This is a genomic window from Streptomyces sp. CB00316, assembly GCF_001905595.1.
In the GTDB taxonomy this organism is placed as follows: domain Bacteria; phylum Actinomycetota; class Actinomycetes; order Streptomycetales; family Streptomycetaceae; genus Streptomyces.
The window spans coordinates 61,721-75,011 of sequence record NZ_LIXI01000011.1 but is presented as its reverse complement, the minus strand read 5'-3'; the positions used below and the strand labels follow the sequence as shown (position 1 = coordinate 75,011).

Here is a 13,291-nt window from a genome sequence, read left to right as displayed (position 1 = left end):
AGCCGCTCCACCGCCGCAGCGGCCCCTACGCAGCACCCCGCACGAGGAGCCCGCACCGCCATGGCCGAGCACGCAGACCACGCAGGTCACGCCGAGAGCGCTGGTCGCACCGACCACGCCGATCACCCCGCGTACCCCGTCGGACTGCGCCTGCACGGCCGCCGCACCGTCGTCATCGGCGGCGGCCAGGTCGCGCAGCGCAGGCTGCCGCAGCTCATCGCCACCGGTGCTGTCATCACCCTCATCTCCCCGTCCGCGACGCCTTCCGTCGAGGCCATGGCGGACGCGGGGGAGATCCGCTGGGAGCGCCGCCGCTACCAGGACGGCGACCTCGCCGACACCTGGTACGCCCTGGTCGCCTCCTCCGACACCGCCGCCAACGATGCCGCCTCCGCCGAGGCCGAGCGCACCCGCACCTGGTGCGTACGGGCCGACAACGCCGAGGCCGCGACCGCCTGGACCCCGGCCACCGGCCGCATCGGCAACATCACCGTCGCCGTCCTCAACACCACCCCACAGGGCCGCGACCCCCGCCACTCCGCCGCCCTCCGCGACGCCATCGTCGAGGGCCTGCGCGACGGCACCCTCGCCGCCCCGCACCACCGCACCCGCGCCCCCGGCGTCGCCCTGGTCGGCGGCGGCCCCGGCGACCCGGACCTGATCACGGTGCGCGGCCGCCGCCTCCTCGCCGAGGCCGACGTGGTCATCGCCGACCGCCTCGGCCCCCGCGACCTGCTCGACGAACTGCCGCCGCACGTCGAGGTGATCGACGCGGCGAAGATCCCGTACGGCCGGTTCATGGCCCAGGAGGCGATCAACCAGGCGCTGATCGAGCACGCCAAGGCGGGCAAGGCCGTGGTCCGGCTCAAGGGCGGCGACCCGTTCGTCTTCGGCCGGGGCATGGAGGAGGCCCAGGCGCTGGCCGCCGAAGGCATCCCGTGCACCGTCGTCCCCGGCATCTCCAGCACCATCTCCGTCCCCGGGGCGGCCGGTATCCCGGTCACCCACCGGGGCGTGGCCCACGAGTTCACCGTGGTCAGCGGCCATGTCGCGCCCGAGGACCCGCGATCGCTGGTCGACTGGGAGGCCATCGCCCGGCTGCGCGGCACCCTCGTCCTGCTGATGGCCGTCGACAAGATCGGTGCCATCGCCGCCGCCCTGATAGCCCACGGCAAGGACCCGGCCACCCCGGTCGCCCTCGTCCAGGAGGGCACCACCGCCGCCCAGCGCCGGGTCGACGCGACCCTCGCGGACGTCGGCGAACGCGCGGTCGCCGAGGACGTGCGCCCGCCCGCGGTGATCGTCGTCGGCGATGTCGTCGCGGTCGGCCCGGACTCCGCACCGCAACAGGCCGACCCGTCGGCCGAATGAAGTCGGACCCCACCAGGTAACCCGCGGTTACACATCTCCTCCCAGGCGTTGGCACCGCACACCGGACAAGGCAGTATCACCCTGTGGCAGATCTCATCACCCTCGACGACCCCGACGACCCGCGCCTGAGCGACTACATCGGCCTGACCGACGTCGAACTGCGGAGACGGCGCGAGCCCGCCGAGGGCCTCTTCATCGCCGAGGGCGAGAAGGTCATCCGGCGCGCCCGGCACGCCGGCTACGAGATGCGGTCGATGCTGCTCTCCGCCAAGTGGGTCGACGTCATGCGCGACGTCATCGACGAGGTCCCGGCCCCGGTGTATGCCGTCGCCCCCGAGCTCGCCGAACGGGTCACCGGCTACCACGTCCACCGCGGGGCGCTCGCCTCCATGCAGCGCAAGCCGCTGCCCACCGCCGACGAACTCCTCACCACCGCCCGCCGGGTGGTGGTCATGGAGTCGGTCAACGACCACACCAACATCGGTGCGATCTTCCGCAGCGCCGCCGCTCTCGGCATGGACGCCGTCCTGCTCTCCCCGGACTGCGCGGACCCGCTCTACCGCCGCTCGGTCAAGGTGTCGATGGGCGCGGTCTTCTCCGTCCCCTACGCGCGCCTCGAAGCCTGGCCCAAGGGGCTGGAGACCGTGCGGGGAGCGGGCTTCCGGCTCCTCGCCCTCACCCCCGACCCCAAGGCCACCAGCATCGACGAGGCGGCCCCGCACCGGCTGGAGCGGGTCGCGCTGATGCTCGGCGCGGAGGGGGAGGGGCTGTCCACGAAGGCGCTGATGGCCGCCGACGAGTGGGTCCGCATCCCGATGGCGCACGGCGTCGACTCGCTGAACGTCGGCGCGGCGGCCGCGGTCGCGTTCTACGCGGTGGCGACGGGCCGCCCGGAGAGCTGAGACGGGCTGAGGCGAGGCCTCAGAGCAGCTCGGGCCGCACCTGCCCCGGCACGTGCGCCCGCTGCTCCTGCGACACCGTGCTCGGCCTGTTCGGCTGCTCGCCCCCGCCCAGCCCGCGCGCCGGTCCCTGACACCCCTGCGCGGCCGCGATCCCCAGCGCCACCAGCAGCGTGACCACCACGAACACCACCAGCCGCTGGCGCAGCAGCCGGGGATTGGCCGGACGCCGTCCCGCCGAGGTCGTCCGGGCCCCGGAACGGGTCCCCGGCCTGCCGTGCGTCGTGCCCGGCCGCTTCCCGGAACCCGTGGTGCCGCGCGGCGCCCGCTGCGGCCGGGACCCACCTGTGCGCGGCGCGCCCCCGGCCCCCGAACGCGAGGACGCCGGACGCCGGCCCTGCTGCGGGCGGGACGCGGAGGAAGGGCCTTCCGCGCGGCGGGTGTGCTGTTCGGTGTACGGGCCGTCGAGCCGGCCGGTGGGCCGGTCCGCGTCCTGGGCCGAACGCTGGGCGGGCGGCCTGCTCTCGTGCAGGCCCTGCGCCTCGCGCGCCGCGATCTCCTTGAGCCGCATGGACAGTTGGAGCGTGCTCGGCCGCTCCTCCGGATTCTTCGCCAGGCAGGCGCGGATCAGGGGGGCCAGAGCGTCGTGCACCCCGTGGAGCTGCGCCTCCTCGTGCACCACGCGGTAGAGCATGACCTCGGAACTGCCGTGCCCGAAGGGGGAGTCGGCCATCGCCGCGTACGCCAGGGTCGCGCCGAGCGAGAAGACGTCCGTCGCGGGGGTCACCGCCGCGCCCCGGACCTGCTCGGGCGCGAGGAAGCCGGGCGACCCCACCGCCGTACCGACGTGGGTCAGCGTGCTGGCCCCGGTCGCCCAGGCGATGCCGAAGTCGATGATGCGGGGGCCCTTGGGGGAGAGCAGGATGTTCGACGGCTTCAGATCCCGGTGGACCACGCCCGCTTCGTGCACCGCGACCAGGCCCTCGGAGAGCGCCGCGCCGATCGAGGCCACCTCGGCGGCGGCCAGGGGGCCTTCCTCGGCGACCTTGTCGTGCAGCGAGGGGCCGGGGACGTACTGCGTCGCGAACCACGGGCGGTCCGCCTCCAGATCGGCGGCGACGAGCCGGGCCGTGCAGCCGCCCCGGATCCGCCGCGCGGCGGACACCTCGCGCGCGAACCGCGAACGGAACTCCTGGTCCTCCGCCAGGTCGGGCCGGATCACCTTGAGCGCCACCCGCTGACCGCGCCGGTCGGAGCCGAGGTAGACCACGCCCATGCCGCCCGCGCCGAGCCGCCGGTGCAGCCGGAACGAGCCGACGAGACGCGGGTCCTCGCGCCGGAGCCGCATCATCGCCATCGTCTGCCCATCCCCGCTGCCTGGTCCGCCTGACGAGGCACAGCTTACGTACCCCGCGCCCGGTGCGCTCAGAGGCCGCGCCCTCACCGGGGATTCGATTGTCCGTGCGCGACGGGAGAAGTGAAGGGCGGTCAGCGGGCGCTACTTCCGGGCCCGTCGGCCGCCGTGAGGCGGCAAAGGGCTTTCGAACAAGAGGTGTTGGATCCGGCCATGGTGGCCGGGACGAGTCGGTCGGAGAGGGTGTCGATACCACCCGGACGTACACGGCGATGGCCCTGAGAGGCTGCCGCGGAGGCCGATGCACCCTCCTTCGGAGAGTGGGGGGAGTGAGTGAAGTCACCCGCCGCGACCCTTCCCGGGGGTGGTGGCCCCCTGGGCCCCTCCGGGATGACCCCAGGACCGCGTGGGCCGTCTCCACCCAGGGGAGTACGCCGACCACCGGTGGCTCATCCTCCGGGAGGCCCGGGATTCGGTACGCGGGCATGACGCCCCGTGCTCACCGGTTGCCTAATGTTGAGATCAAGCGGCGGGCGCAGCACTCGTCCCCCGAGGTCACACGCCCGTCGCTCCACATCAGGTCAGGAGAGGAACCATGTCGGACACGGCAACGCGGACCATGATCCGCACGCAGGGACGCAAGGCCTACGCCTCGTTCGGCGCCCGCCCGTCCGGCACCCGTCACCCCTTGGTGGCGACGGCCATGGTTCTCCCCCTGGCGGCCCTGCTCGCAGTCGCCTTCGGCGGCTGGGACGCGGTGGTCACACAGGCGTCGTCCGTGGCTGTGATGCTGGGGCGCTGAGCGGCGCCAGGGGTCCGGAAGAGCGGTCCGGAGCCAGGTATCGGGCCAACAGCCCCGTGGGGACGGGGGTGCGGCGGACGGCAGCGTTTGTCCGGTCAGCTGGGGAGCTGACCGGGCATCGCGCTGTCCGGGCCGGTTTCACGTGTCCGCATGCCCCGGGACGGGGACGGGGACACGCCGGTACGAACCAGGCGAGGCCCGCGCGGGCGCCCCGCCCGGCGGACTCCACCGCCTTCCGCCCCCGGCTGCGGCGTACGCTCAGCGGGGACCGGTGGCAGGGCCGGGACCGACCGTTGCCGGGGAGACGTTGCGTATGACCTCAACCTCAGTCGACCGTGAGCCACCCACTCCCGCGTCCGCCTCCCGCGAGCCGGTCATCCGTGAGCTGGGCACCCTGGCCCACCGCCTCCGCCTCCACCACCCGCCCGAAACTCCCTGCACCTGCGAGCCGCCTCAACTCCTGGCCGACCGGCCGGACGGCACCGTGGTCCGCAGCGGCCCGGTCGTGGCCAAGGCGCACGCCGCCGACATCGACCGCGACGCCCTGGCGGCCCGCCTCGCCCTGGCCTCGGCGCCGCAGCTGTCCGGCATCCTCCTCGCGCCGCTCACCGCCCCGGGCCCGCCCGATACGGCGGGAGCCGTCCCCCGCCCCGTCACCTTCTGGCCGTACGGCACCCCCGTCGACCCCAGGGACCCCGACGCGGCCCCCTGGGCAGACGCCGCCGTCCTGCTCGCCCGCCTCCACCGAACCGCTTCTCCGCTCCCGCTCCCGGCCCCGCCGATGCGCGGCCCGGTCAAGGCGGCCCGCGCGGTCGACCGGATGATCGCCGCCCTCCCCGGCGACGCCGCGGTCCTCCCCGTACAGGCCGCCTGGCACGCCCTGCCGGCCTGGGCGCGGGGCGAGGCCGCGTCCCCCGCCGCACGGTCGGGCTTCCTCTGCCACGGGGACCTGCACCTGGGGCAGCTCGTCCGCCATCCCGCTCCGGACGGGCCCTGGTTGCTCATCGATGTGGACGACGCTGGGCGGGGGGACCCCGCTTGGGACCTCGCCCGGCCCGCCGCCTGGTACGCGGCCGGGGTGCTGGCCCCGGAGGACTGGCTGCTGTTCCTGGACGCCTACCGGTCGGCCGGGGGGCCCGCCGTGCCACCCGAAGGGGACCCCTGGCCGCAACTGGACGTCCCCGCCCGTGCGCTGACCGTCCAGACGGCGGCCGTCGCCCTGGCCAAGTGCGCGGCGGAGGGCCGGGAGCCGGACGAGATGGAGCAGCTGATGATCGATTCCTGTGCCCGAATCGCTACGTTCCCACCCGAGTTGGCGGCCGGGTCCGCGTCGTAGGCTGAACGGACCGCCGCCGGACAGGCTTTCCGGCGGCGGCACAACGAGGGCGAGGAGCCGAGCCGAATGATGCAGTGTCCCAAGTGTCACGCGCAGATGCAGACGTACAACCGCAACGGTGTCCAGATCGAGCAGTGCAGCGGCTGCCGGGGGATATTCCTGGACTACGGCGAGCTGGAGTCGCTGACCCGCCTGGAGTCGCAGTGGGCCCAGCAGGCCCCGCCCCCGCCGCCCGCCCCCCAGGCCTACCCGCAGGCGGCTCCGCCGGCCCACGCCCCGGCCTGGGGCGCTCCGCAGTACGGCCAGCAGCACGGCGGGCACTACGGCCACCGCCGCCAGAAGGGCTTCGGGAGGATGCTCTTCTCCTCCTGACAGGGCACAGGCACGAAAGAACCCCCGGTCGTCGATACGACCGGGGGTTCTCGGTGGTGCGCGATACTGGGATTGAACCAGTGACCTCTTCCGTGTCAGGGAAGCGCTCTCCCGCTGAGCTAATCGCGCGGGACGACCGTGCTTTTACCGCGTGCGCGATACTGGGATTGAACCAGTGACCTCTTCCGTGTCAGGGAAGCGCTCTCCCGCTGAGCTAATCGCGCGGGGATCCTTGCGGATCAGTGGACGATACTGGGATTGAACCAGTGACCTCTTCCGTGTCAGGGAAGCGCTCTCCCGCTGAGCTAATCGTCCTTGGAGGTGGAGACGGGATTTGAACCCGTGTAGACGGCTTTGCAGGCCGTTGCCTCGCCTCTCGGCCACTCCACCAGGGGTGGGGGTTCGGGAAGATCCCCCACCTTCTGCGAGCGGACGACCAGGTTCGAACTGGCGACCTCAACCTTGGCAAGGTTGCGCTCTACCAACTGAGCTACGTCCGCTTGTCTTTCCCGGACCGCTTGCGCATCCCGGCGACGTGTTGAACTCTAGCGGATTCCCGGGCCAGTACAAAAACGCGTTTGCGCAGATGGTCGCCGTAGCGCCGCCGTACCGCCGCCCCGACGCAGGTCATCGCGGGCGGTTCTAGACTCAGCAGGGTGTTCCCCCTCGCTCCCATGGCCCGCTTCGGCGGCCTCGTCGCCTCCGGTCTCCAGGATGTGACCCACGATCCCTCGGCTCTGGACTCGTCCGGTTTCTGGGCGGTATGTGCCGACTTCGAGGGTCGTGCTGTCTGTGCCCGCTTCTCCTCCGTGCGCCGGGAGGAGGTGCCCGCCCCCGTGCCCGGAGCCTGGCGCGGGCCCGCCGCCGCGGAGTGGACGACCTCACTGGACCGTGACGCCTACACGGCGGGCGTACGGCGGATCCGTGCGTACATCGCCGCGGGCGAGGTCTACCAGGCCAACCTCTGCCGCGTCCTCTCCGCGCCGCTGCCCGACCCCCTCCGGGCCGATGTCGACGCCCTGGCCGCCCTGCTCGCGCGCGGCAACCCGGCACCGTACGCAGGAACGATTCGCCTGCCCGGCCACGGGGTGGAGGTCGCCACCGCGTCCCCCGAGCTGTTCCTCCGCCGGGACGGGCGGACCGTCGAATCGGGACCGATCAAGGGGACCGGGCGCACCGAGGGCGATCTGCTGGAAAAGGACCACGCGGAGAACGTGATGATCGTGGACCTGGTCCGCAACGACCTCGGCCGCGTCTGCGCGACCGGCAGCGTCACCGTCCCGGACCTCTGCGTCGTGGAGAAGCACCCGGGCCTCGTCCACCTCGTCTCCACCGTGCGGGGCGAGCTGGCCGAGGGGGCGGGTTGGCCGGAACTGCTCGCGGCGGCGTTCCCGCCCGGCTCCGTCACCGGGGCCCCGAAGTCCAGCGCGCTGCGGATCATCGAGGAGCTGGAGCGGTCACCGCGCGGGCCGTACTGCGGCGCGGTCGGCTGGGTCGACGCCGACCGGGGAACGGCCTCGCTGGCCGTGGGCATACGGACGTTCTGGATCGACCGGACCGGCCCCTCGCCGCTCCTGCGCTTCGGCACCGGCGCCGGCATCACCTGGGGCTCCGACCCGGAGCGTGAATGGGACGAGACCGAACTGAAGGCGTCGCGGCTGCTCGCTGTAGCGTCGGGCACGTTCGAGCAGACAGGGTTCGAGCAGACAGGAAGGACCGATTCATGAGGATTTGGGTCAACGGCGGACTGCGGGACGCCGATGATGCCCGGCTGTCGGTGCTGGACCACGGGCTGACTGTGGGCGACGGCATCTTCGAGACGGTCCGTACCAGCGAGGGCCGCCCCTTCGCCCTCACCCGCCACCTCGACCGCCTCACCCGCTCCGCGCGCGGCCTCGGCCTGCCCGACCCGGACCTGGACGAGGTCCGGCGCGCCGTGACTGCGGTCATCGACGCCAACCCCGTTCCGCTGGGGCGGCTGCGGATCACGTACACCGGCGGGCTCTCCCCACTCGGTTCGGACCGCGGCACCGCCGGGCCCAGCCTCGTCGTCGCGCTGGACGGGGTGAGCCGGCGCCCGGACACCACCGCGGTGATCACGGTCCCCTGGACCCGTAACGAGCGCGGCGCGCTCACCGGGCTCAAGACCACGTCGTACGCCGAGAACGTCGTCGCCCTCGCCCGGGCCCGTGAGCGGGGCGCCTCCGAGGCGCTGTTCCCGAACACGGCCGGCCGGCTCTGCGAAGGGACCGGGTCCAACGTGTTCGTCGTGCTCGACGGCCGCATCCACACCCCGCCGGTCGCCTCCGGGTGCCTCGCGGGGATCACCCGAGCACTGGCCGTGGAGTGGACCGGGGCGGAGGAGAGCGACCTGCCGATGGAGGTGCTCGCCGAGGCCGACGAGGTCTTCCTGACCTCCACGCTCCGCGACATCCAGGCCGTTCACCGCGTGGACGACCGGGAGCTGGCGCCCGGGCCCGGACCGGTGACGTCGAAGGCCATGCGGATCTTCGACGAGCGGGCCGGGAACGACCTGGACCCGTAAGCCCTTTCCGGCGGGGCCGGAAAAGCGCGTGACGTGGGACCGTCCAGGGGATACAAACCGTTGATGACCACGACACTCCGGCCATCCGGGCCGCTTCAGCAAGGCGCCGACGGTGCGCGGGCGCGCAGTTACGACGTGTGCGACAACGGCCGTCCCGTCGGCGCCGTATCGATCAGCACCGACGACGCGTTCGGCGCCTCGGCCGGGGTGGTGCGCTCCCTCAGCGTCGACAAGGCGAGGCGAAGGCGCGGCCGGGGCACCATCGCCGCGCTCGCCGCCGAGGAGGTGCTGCGGGGGTGGGGCTGCACCCACGTACGGACCGAGGTCCCGGCGGACAACGATCCCGCCCGACGCCTTGCGGCCGCGCTCGGCTACACCGAACGCAGCCGCAACATGGTCAAGACCCTCGGCCCGGACACCGTCCCCCTCCCCGAGGGCCTCACCTCGCGCCCGATGAGCGAGCGGGAGTACGCGGACTGGCTGCGCGAGGCGGTGCGGTCGTACGCGCAGGAGTGGACCGACCGGGGCGTGCCGCCCGAGCAGGCCCGGCTCAAGTCCGAGGCCGACCACGCCGGGAACCTCCCGGAGGGGCTGGCGACCGAGGGCGTGCGGTTCCGGGTGCTGGTCCACGGCGGTGAGGTGGTCGGCCATGTCTGGCTGGCCCTGCGGGAGCTGGAGCCCGGCCGGACCGCCGGCTTCGTCTTCGACGTCGAGGTGCGCGAGGAGCACCGTGGCCGGGGCTTCGGGCGGGCCCTCATGCTCCTCGCCGAGGACGAGACCCGTTCCTGGGGCCAGGACCGGCTCGGCCTGCACGTCTTCGCGGCCAACACCCCGGCACTGCGGCTGTACGAGTCGCTCGGCTACGCGACGACGCTGTTCAACCTGGCCAAGGCGCTGTAGGCGGCCTCGGTCGTCCGTGCACCTGCCTCAGCCCTGTGCGGCCAGGCGGCGGTCGATGATCTCCTCGATCCGCTCGCGCAGCCCTTCCTGACTCTTGCCGCCGTCCAGCCGCTCGTCGCCGATGACATAGGTGGGAGTGCCGGTGACCCCGATCGCCTTGCCCTCCGCCTGGTCGGCGTCGACGATCAGCAGATGGCGGCCGTCGATCAGCGCGGTGTCGAACTCCTCCGCGTCCAGATGGAGTTCACGGGCCACGTCGAGCAGCACCGGCTCACCGGCCTTCCCGAGCTCCTCGGTCCTGGCGAGGAGAGCCTCGATGTACGGCCAGTCCTTGCCCTGGACGGCGGCCTCCTCGGCGGCCTGCGCGGCGGCGTAGGCGTGCTTGTGCTTCTCCAGCGGGAAGTGCCGCAGCCGGATCTCGACGCGGTCGCCGTACCGGGCACGCACGGCGCGTACATCGCTGAGGGCCTGGTGGCAGTCGGGGCATTCGAGATCGCACCAGATGTCGAGGACGACCGGTGCCGCAGGGGTGGATTCGCTCATGGGGCCAGTCTTTCAGGACGTACCGGCAGCTCCCAATCGGCACCCGCGGCCCATGGCGGTGACCGGCACCTGCGGAGGAGCCCGGCCCTGAAATGTCCCTGAAGTGGACCGGCGCCGTGGCCCCTGTGCCGGTCGTCGGTGCAGGATGGAGGGGACGTTCCCCCTGCGCCTGGAGGCCACGATGCTTGCCGAGACCATCTGTTCCGCGGCGTCGGCGGCGGGCCTGGGCATCGCCGCGATCACCGCGTACCGCAAGCGGTTCCTCACCGCGACCAGGATCGCCGCCTACTCCCTCGTACCCGTCGGCCTCGTCCTGACCGGCGTCGTCGAGTGGCTCTCGGGCATCGCGTTCAAGCCGAGTGTCTGGATCGGTTTCGGCGTGCTCGGCCTCGCCTGGGCGCTCTTCATGACCACCCGGGCCGTCGAGCGCCGCAGCGGCACCACGCGTGCGGAGCGCAAGGCCGCGCGGGCCGCCGAGCGCAACGAGGCCGTGGCCCCGGGCGCCTCCGCGCCCTCGCTCGGCGCCGGCAGCCAGGCCCGGCCGTCCTCGGCGTCGTCTGCGGCCGCGAAGCCGAAGAAGAAGCAGGAGGCGGCGGCGCCCGGCGACGACTTCAGCGACATCGAGGCGATCCTCAAGAAGCACGGCATCTGACGAAGGGCGCGGCATCCGAGGAAGCGACGGCATCCGAAGGAGCATGACCGGCGCGCCCAGCGTTCCGAATGCCTGACGGCATCTCGGACGCCGGAGCGATTCCAGAGGGCCACGGGACGGTGAACTCCCGGGGCGATGGGTCAGGTTGACCGCCAACGGGTCGCGGGTGAGTCATGATCACCCCGAGATGCTGGACACATCCCGGGGCGAAGCCCCCGCACCCCCTGCCGAAGAGCCCCGTGGCTGCCTCTTCGCGCTTTCCCAGCCACCCCTGATGATCTTCCTGACGGTCGTCGGGAGCCTGCTGCTGATGGCGGCACTGCACGACCTGTTCCTGTTATGACCCGGCCTCCCGGCGCCGGGCCCGGTACGCGGCGACATGGAGCCGGTTGCCGCAGGTGCGGCTGGAGCAGTAGCGCCGGGAGCGGTTGCGCGAGAGGTCGACGAAGGCGCGCCCGCAGTCGGGCGCCTCGCAGCGCCGCAGCCGCTCCTGTTCGCCGGCCACGATGATGAAGGCCAGCGCCATGCCGCAGTCGGCCGCGAGGTGGTCGGAGAGGGATGCGTCCGGGGCGAAGTAGTGCACGTGCCAGTCGTAGCCGTCGTGGTCGGTGAGCTGGGGTGTGGTCCCGGCCGCGGCGACGAGCCGGTTGACGAGGTCGGCCGCGCTGCGGGCGTCGGGCGCGGCGAAGACCTCGGCGAAGCGGCTCCGGACGGCCCGTACGGCTTCGAGGTCCTTCTCGCCGAGGGTGCCGACGCCGCTGATGTGGTGGCGCTCGGCGAAGGCGTACAGCGCCGGGAGATCGGCGAGCCCGTCCTCCGGCCCGTCCACGAGTCCGTCCGTCGGGCCGTCCTCGGGCGGCTCGCTCTCCGGTGCGGTGTTCACCAGATCCACCACCGTGTCGAGGGCGATCCGGGTGTCGTGAGGGATCAGCACGCTTCGCTCCCTGGCCTCCGGCGGGCGGGCGCCCGCCGATGGCGGCTGACTCTACTGGCTCACCCGGCCGCTCCCCGGCCCGGTGCGGGCCTGCGGGAGCGGAGGCACTCCACGGCCACCGGCCCGCTCCTGGGGACGTGGTGCACGCACAGGCGCCGTCACCGCGGTGGATTCCGCGGCGCCGGCGCCGGTGTCTGCCTTATGTGGTTGTCCACGCGACGCCGTCTCCCCGAGTCGGACGGCGCCGGGCAGCTCTCGGCCTGGCTCAGCTCTCGGCCAGGATGTGGGAGAGCTCCGTGTCGAGATCGAAGTGACGATGCTCGGTGCCGGGCGGAACCGCGGCGTCGGTCCTTTTCAGGAACGACTCCAGGGCTCGCGCCGGAGCTTCGAGCAGGGCTTCTCCCTCTGGAGAGCTCAGGGCGATGCATACGACGCCTTGACCGTGACTACGAGATGGCCAGACGCGGACGTCTCCGGTGCCGGTGGGCCGGTGCAGCCCTTCGGCAAGGAGGTCACGGGCGAAGACCCACTCGACCGTCTCCTCCGCTCCGGTGTGGAAGGTGGCGTGCACGGCATAGGGATCGGCCGTGTCATACCGCAGGCCCGCGGGTACAGGCAGTGAGGACTCGCTCGACACAACGAGGCGCAGGTGCAGCTCGCAGCTGACCGTGGTGTTCATAAGCGCCAGGGCCTTTCGCTCAGTGTGCGCTCGGGGATTCGCACGTCGGCGAAATCGACATGCCACCTACGGTGGTGTTGTAAACCCCTCTGACCCATTTGTGATGTTTCGGGTCCCTCGCCCAGCGGTGTGTAACTTTGAGTCATGCGCCCATTCAAGTGACGATGACGGGTCGGGTAGGTTGAGCTCCATGAATGCGGAGAGTGACGAGCGGATCGAGGCCGCCGGGAAGGCGGCCCCGGAGTCCGCTACGGGGGGCACGACCAAGGTGGAACGCGAGCTGGGATCGCGGGCGCCGGGGTTCATCAAGGCGTCCAAACCGCTGCACCTGAGCTGGCAGGTCGGCGTCTTCGTCGTCGGCCTGGGCGTGGTGGTGGCCGGTGTGCTGATGCTGGTGCTGCCGGGGCCCGGCTGGCTGGTGATCTTCGGCGGCATGGCGATCTGGGCGACCGAGTTCGTCTGGGCCCAGCTGGTGCTGCGCTGGACGAAGCGCAAGGTCACCGAGGCCGCCCAGCGGGCGCTGGATCCCAAGGTCCGGCGGCGCAACATCATCCTCACCACGGTGGGGCTCGTGATCATGGCGGTGCTGGTCGGGATCTACATCTGGAAGTTCGGCCTCGCCCTGCCGTGGACGGTCGGCGAGTAGGGCCGCGGACGGCCGGCGAACAGTGCCGGGGACGGTCCGGGGGCACCGCTGACATGGGGTAATGTTTGCGGTGCGCCCGGGCGATTAGCTCAGTGGGAGAGCGCTTCGTTCACACCGAAGAGGTCACTGGTTCGAACCCAGTATCGCCCACCCGGAACAGAGGCCCCGAGACTTCCGAGTCTCGGGGCCTCTGCGTTCCCGGTCCCAGGGCCCTCTGCGTTCCCGGCACCAGGGCCCCCCGGGATCCCGGCGCCGGGG

At 72.4% G+C, this 13,291-nt stretch carries 15 protein-coding genes and 6 tRNA genes; 12 read left to right on the top strand and 9 right to left on the bottom strand.

The window, feature by feature from the left end; all coding sequences use genetic code 11:
• The first annotated feature begins 60 nt into the window (after nt 1-60).
• Both cobA and AMK21_RS27245 read left to right on the top strand, forming a co-directional pair.
• Nucleotides 61-1,371 (top strand): uroporphyrinogen-III C-methyltransferase, encoded by a 1,311-nt coding sequence (gene cobA, locus AMK21_RS27250; RefSeq protein WP_073881843.1) that lies wholly within the window; start codon nt 61-63, stop codon nt 1,369-1,371.
• A gap of 83 nt (nt 1,372-1,454) precedes the next feature.
• On the top strand, nt 1,455-2,273 hold the full coding sequence (locus tag AMK21_RS27245; RefSeq protein WP_073881842.1) for a TrmH family RNA methyltransferase: 819 nt from the start codon (nt 1,455-1,457) through the stop codon (nt 2,271-2,273).
• 19 nt (nt 2,274-2,292) lie between these two features.
• Here the strand turns inward: AMK21_RS27245 and AMK21_RS27240 are convergent, their stop codons facing one another.
• Nucleotides 2,293-3,627 (bottom strand): protein kinase domain-containing protein, encoded by a 1,335-nt coding sequence (locus AMK21_RS27240; protein ID WP_073881841.1) that lies wholly within the window; start codon nt 3,625-3,627, stop codon nt 2,293-2,295.
• Between the two features lie 592 nt (nt 3,628-4,219).
• On the opposite strand from AMK21_RS27240, the gene AMK21_RS27235 reads away from it, so the two are divergent.
• The 3 genes from AMK21_RS27235 to AMK21_RS27225 all read left to right on the top strand — a co-directional run bounded on the left by AMK21_RS27235 (nt 4,220) and on the right by AMK21_RS27225 (nt 6,134).
• A complete protein-coding gene (locus AMK21_RS27235) occupies nt 4,220-4,426 on the top strand; it encodes a hypothetical protein (RefSeq protein WP_015607417.1) in 207 nt (68 codons plus the stop codon).
• A gap of 313 nt (nt 4,427-4,739) precedes the next feature.
• Entirely contained in the window at nt 4,740-5,762 is a 1,023-nt protein-coding gene (locus AMK21_RS27230; RefSeq protein ID WP_073881840.1) for an aminoglycoside phosphotransferase family protein, read from the top strand.
• A 66-nt stretch (nt 5,763-5,828) separates the two neighbouring features.
• Nucleotides 5,829-6,134: a zf-TFIIB domain-containing protein gene (locus tag AMK21_RS27225; protein ID WP_030574246.1), complete on the top strand. Its 306-nt coding sequence runs from the start codon at nt 5,829-5,831 to the stop codon at nt 6,132-6,134.
• 54 nt (nt 6,135-6,188) lie between these two features.
• Here the strand turns inward: AMK21_RS27225 and AMK21_RS27220 are convergent.
• The 5 genes from AMK21_RS27220 to AMK21_RS27200 form a co-directional block, all read right to left on the bottom strand.
• A tRNA-Val gene (locus tag AMK21_RS27220) sits at nt 6,189-6,263 on the bottom strand.
• Nucleotides 6,264-6,286: 23 nt separating this feature from the next.
• Nucleotides 6,287-6,358, bottom strand: a tRNA-Val gene (locus tag AMK21_RS27215).
• 19 nt (nt 6,359-6,377) lie between these two features.
• Nucleotides 6,378-6,449 (bottom strand) — tRNA-Val (locus tag AMK21_RS27210).
• Nucleotide 6,450: 1 nt separating this feature from the next.
• A tRNA-Cys gene (locus AMK21_RS27205) sits at nt 6,451-6,524 on the bottom strand.
• Nucleotides 6,525-6,561: 37 nt separating this feature from the next.
• Nucleotides 6,562-6,634 (bottom strand) — tRNA-Gly (locus tag AMK21_RS27200).
• A 174-nt stretch (nt 6,635-6,808) separates the two neighbouring features.
• Between AMK21_RS27200 and AMK21_RS27195 the strand changes: the two genes are divergently transcribed.
• The 3 genes from AMK21_RS27195 (at nt 6,809) to AMK21_RS27185 (ending at nt 9,579) form a co-directional block, all read left to right on the top strand.
• Complete coding sequence (locus AMK21_RS27195; protein WP_073881839.1) at nt 6,809-7,861, top strand: chorismate-binding protein; 1,053 nt, start codon at nt 6,809-6,811, stop codon at nt 7,859-7,861.
• A complete protein-coding gene (locus tag AMK21_RS27190) occupies nt 7,858-8,679 on the top strand; it encodes an aminotransferase class IV (RefSeq protein ID WP_073881838.1) in 822 nt (273 codons plus the stop codon). Before AMK21_RS27195 ends, AMK21_RS27190 begins: the two co-directional genes overlap by 4 nt.
• Nucleotides 8,680-8,742: 63 nt before the next feature.
• Nucleotides 8,743-9,579 (top strand): GNAT family N-acetyltransferase, encoded by an 837-nt coding sequence (locus AMK21_RS27185; RefSeq protein WP_073881837.1) that lies wholly within the window; start codon nt 8,743-8,745, stop codon nt 9,577-9,579.
• Nucleotides 9,580-9,606: 27 nt separating this feature from the next.
• On the opposite strand, the gene AMK21_RS27180 is transcribed toward AMK21_RS27185, so the two are convergent.
• Complete coding sequence (locus tag AMK21_RS27180) at nt 9,607-10,122, bottom strand: DsbA family protein (protein WP_073881836.1); 516 nt, start codon at nt 10,120-10,122, stop codon at nt 9,607-9,609.
• A 181-nt stretch (nt 10,123-10,303) separates the two neighbouring features.
• Here AMK21_RS27180 and AMK21_RS27175 point away from each other — a divergent pair, with 181 nt between their 5' ends.
• Nucleotides 10,304-10,774, top strand: a complete 471-nt coding sequence (locus tag AMK21_RS27175; protein ID WP_073882102.1) for a hypothetical protein — start codon at nt 10,304-10,306, stop codon at nt 10,772-10,774.
• A 187-nt stretch (nt 10,775-10,961) separates the two neighbouring features.
• The gene (locus AMK21_RS35560; RefSeq protein ID WP_199863297.1) at nt 10,962-11,117 is read left to right on the top strand and encodes a hypothetical protein; all 156 of its coding nucleotides are present in this window, start codon (nt 10,962-10,964) and stop codon (nt 11,115-11,117) included.
• Here the strand turns inward: AMK21_RS35560 and AMK21_RS27170 are convergent.
• A complete protein-coding gene (locus tag AMK21_RS27170; protein ID WP_073881835.1) occupies nt 11,112-11,708 on the bottom strand; it encodes a CGNR zinc finger domain-containing protein in 597 nt (198 codons plus the stop codon). The genes AMK21_RS35560 and AMK21_RS27170 overlap by 6 nt on opposite strands.
• 265 nt (nt 11,709-11,973) lie before the next feature.
• Complete coding sequence (locus tag AMK21_RS27165) at nt 11,974-12,387, bottom strand: SsgA family sporulation/cell division regulator (protein ID WP_003959770.1); 414 nt, start codon at nt 12,385-12,387, stop codon at nt 11,974-11,976.
• A gap of 190 nt (nt 12,388-12,577) precedes the next feature.
• On the opposite strand from AMK21_RS27165, the gene AMK21_RS27160 reads away from it, so the two are divergent.
• A complete protein-coding gene (locus tag AMK21_RS27160) occupies nt 12,578-13,033 on the top strand; it encodes a TIGR02611 family protein (protein WP_073881834.1) in 456 nt (151 codons plus the stop codon).
• Nucleotides 13,034-13,111: 78 nt separating this feature from the next.
• Nucleotides 13,112-13,183, top strand: a tRNA-Val gene (locus tag AMK21_RS27155).
• The last annotated feature ends 108 nt before the right edge of the window (nt 13,184-13,291 follow it).

What these genes read in the sequence shown, in the direction of transcription:
- AMK21_RS27180 (WP_073881836.1), bottom strand. Translation starts at nt 10,122, where the DNA reads ATGAGCGAATCCACCCCTGCGGCACCGGTCGTCCTCGACATCTGGTGC.
- AMK21_RS27240 (WP_073881841.1), bottom strand. Translation starts at nt 3,627, where the DNA reads ATGGCGATGATGCGGCTCCGGCGCGAGGACCCGCGTCTCGTCGGCTCG.
- cobA (WP_073881843.1), top strand. Translation starts at nt 61, where the DNA reads ATGGCCGAGCACGCAGACCACGCAGGTCACGCCGAGAGCGCTGGTCGC.
- AMK21_RS27230 (WP_073881840.1), top strand. Translation starts at nt 4,740, where the DNA reads ATGACCTCAACCTCAGTCGACCGTGAGCCACCCACTCCCGCGTCCGCC.
- AMK21_RS27195 (WP_073881839.1), top strand. Translation starts at nt 6,809, where the DNA reads ATGGCCCGCTTCGGCGGCCTCGTCGCCTCCGGTCTCCAGGATGTGACC.
- AMK21_RS27165 (WP_003959770.1), bottom strand. Translation starts at nt 12,387, where the DNA reads ATGAACACCACGGTCAGCTGCGAGCTGCACCTGCGCCTCGTTGTGTCG.
- AMK21_RS35560 (WP_199863297.1), top strand. Translation starts at nt 10,962, where the DNA reads ATGCTGGACACATCCCGGGGCGAAGCCCCCGCACCCCCTGCCGAAGAG.
- AMK21_RS27190 (WP_073881838.1), top strand. Translation starts at nt 7,858, where the DNA reads ATGAGGATTTGGGTCAACGGCGGACTGCGGGACGCCGATGATGCCCGG.
- AMK21_RS27175 (WP_073882102.1), top strand. Translation starts at nt 10,304, where the DNA reads ATGCTTGCCGAGACCATCTGTTCCGCGGCGTCGGCGGCGGGCCTGGGC.
- AMK21_RS27160 (WP_073881834.1), top strand. Translation starts at nt 12,578, where the DNA reads ATGAATGCGGAGAGTGACGAGCGGATCGAGGCCGCCGGGAAGGCGGCC.
- AMK21_RS27235 (WP_015607417.1), top strand. Translation starts at nt 4,220, where the DNA reads ATGTCGGACACGGCAACGCGGACCATGATCCGCACGCAGGGACGCAAG.
- AMK21_RS27225 (WP_030574246.1), top strand. Translation starts at nt 5,829, where the DNA reads ATGATGCAGTGTCCCAAGTGTCACGCGCAGATGCAGACGTACAACCGC.
- AMK21_RS27185 (WP_073881837.1), top strand. Translation starts at nt 8,743, where the DNA reads ATGACCACGACACTCCGGCCATCCGGGCCGCTTCAGCAAGGCGCCGAC.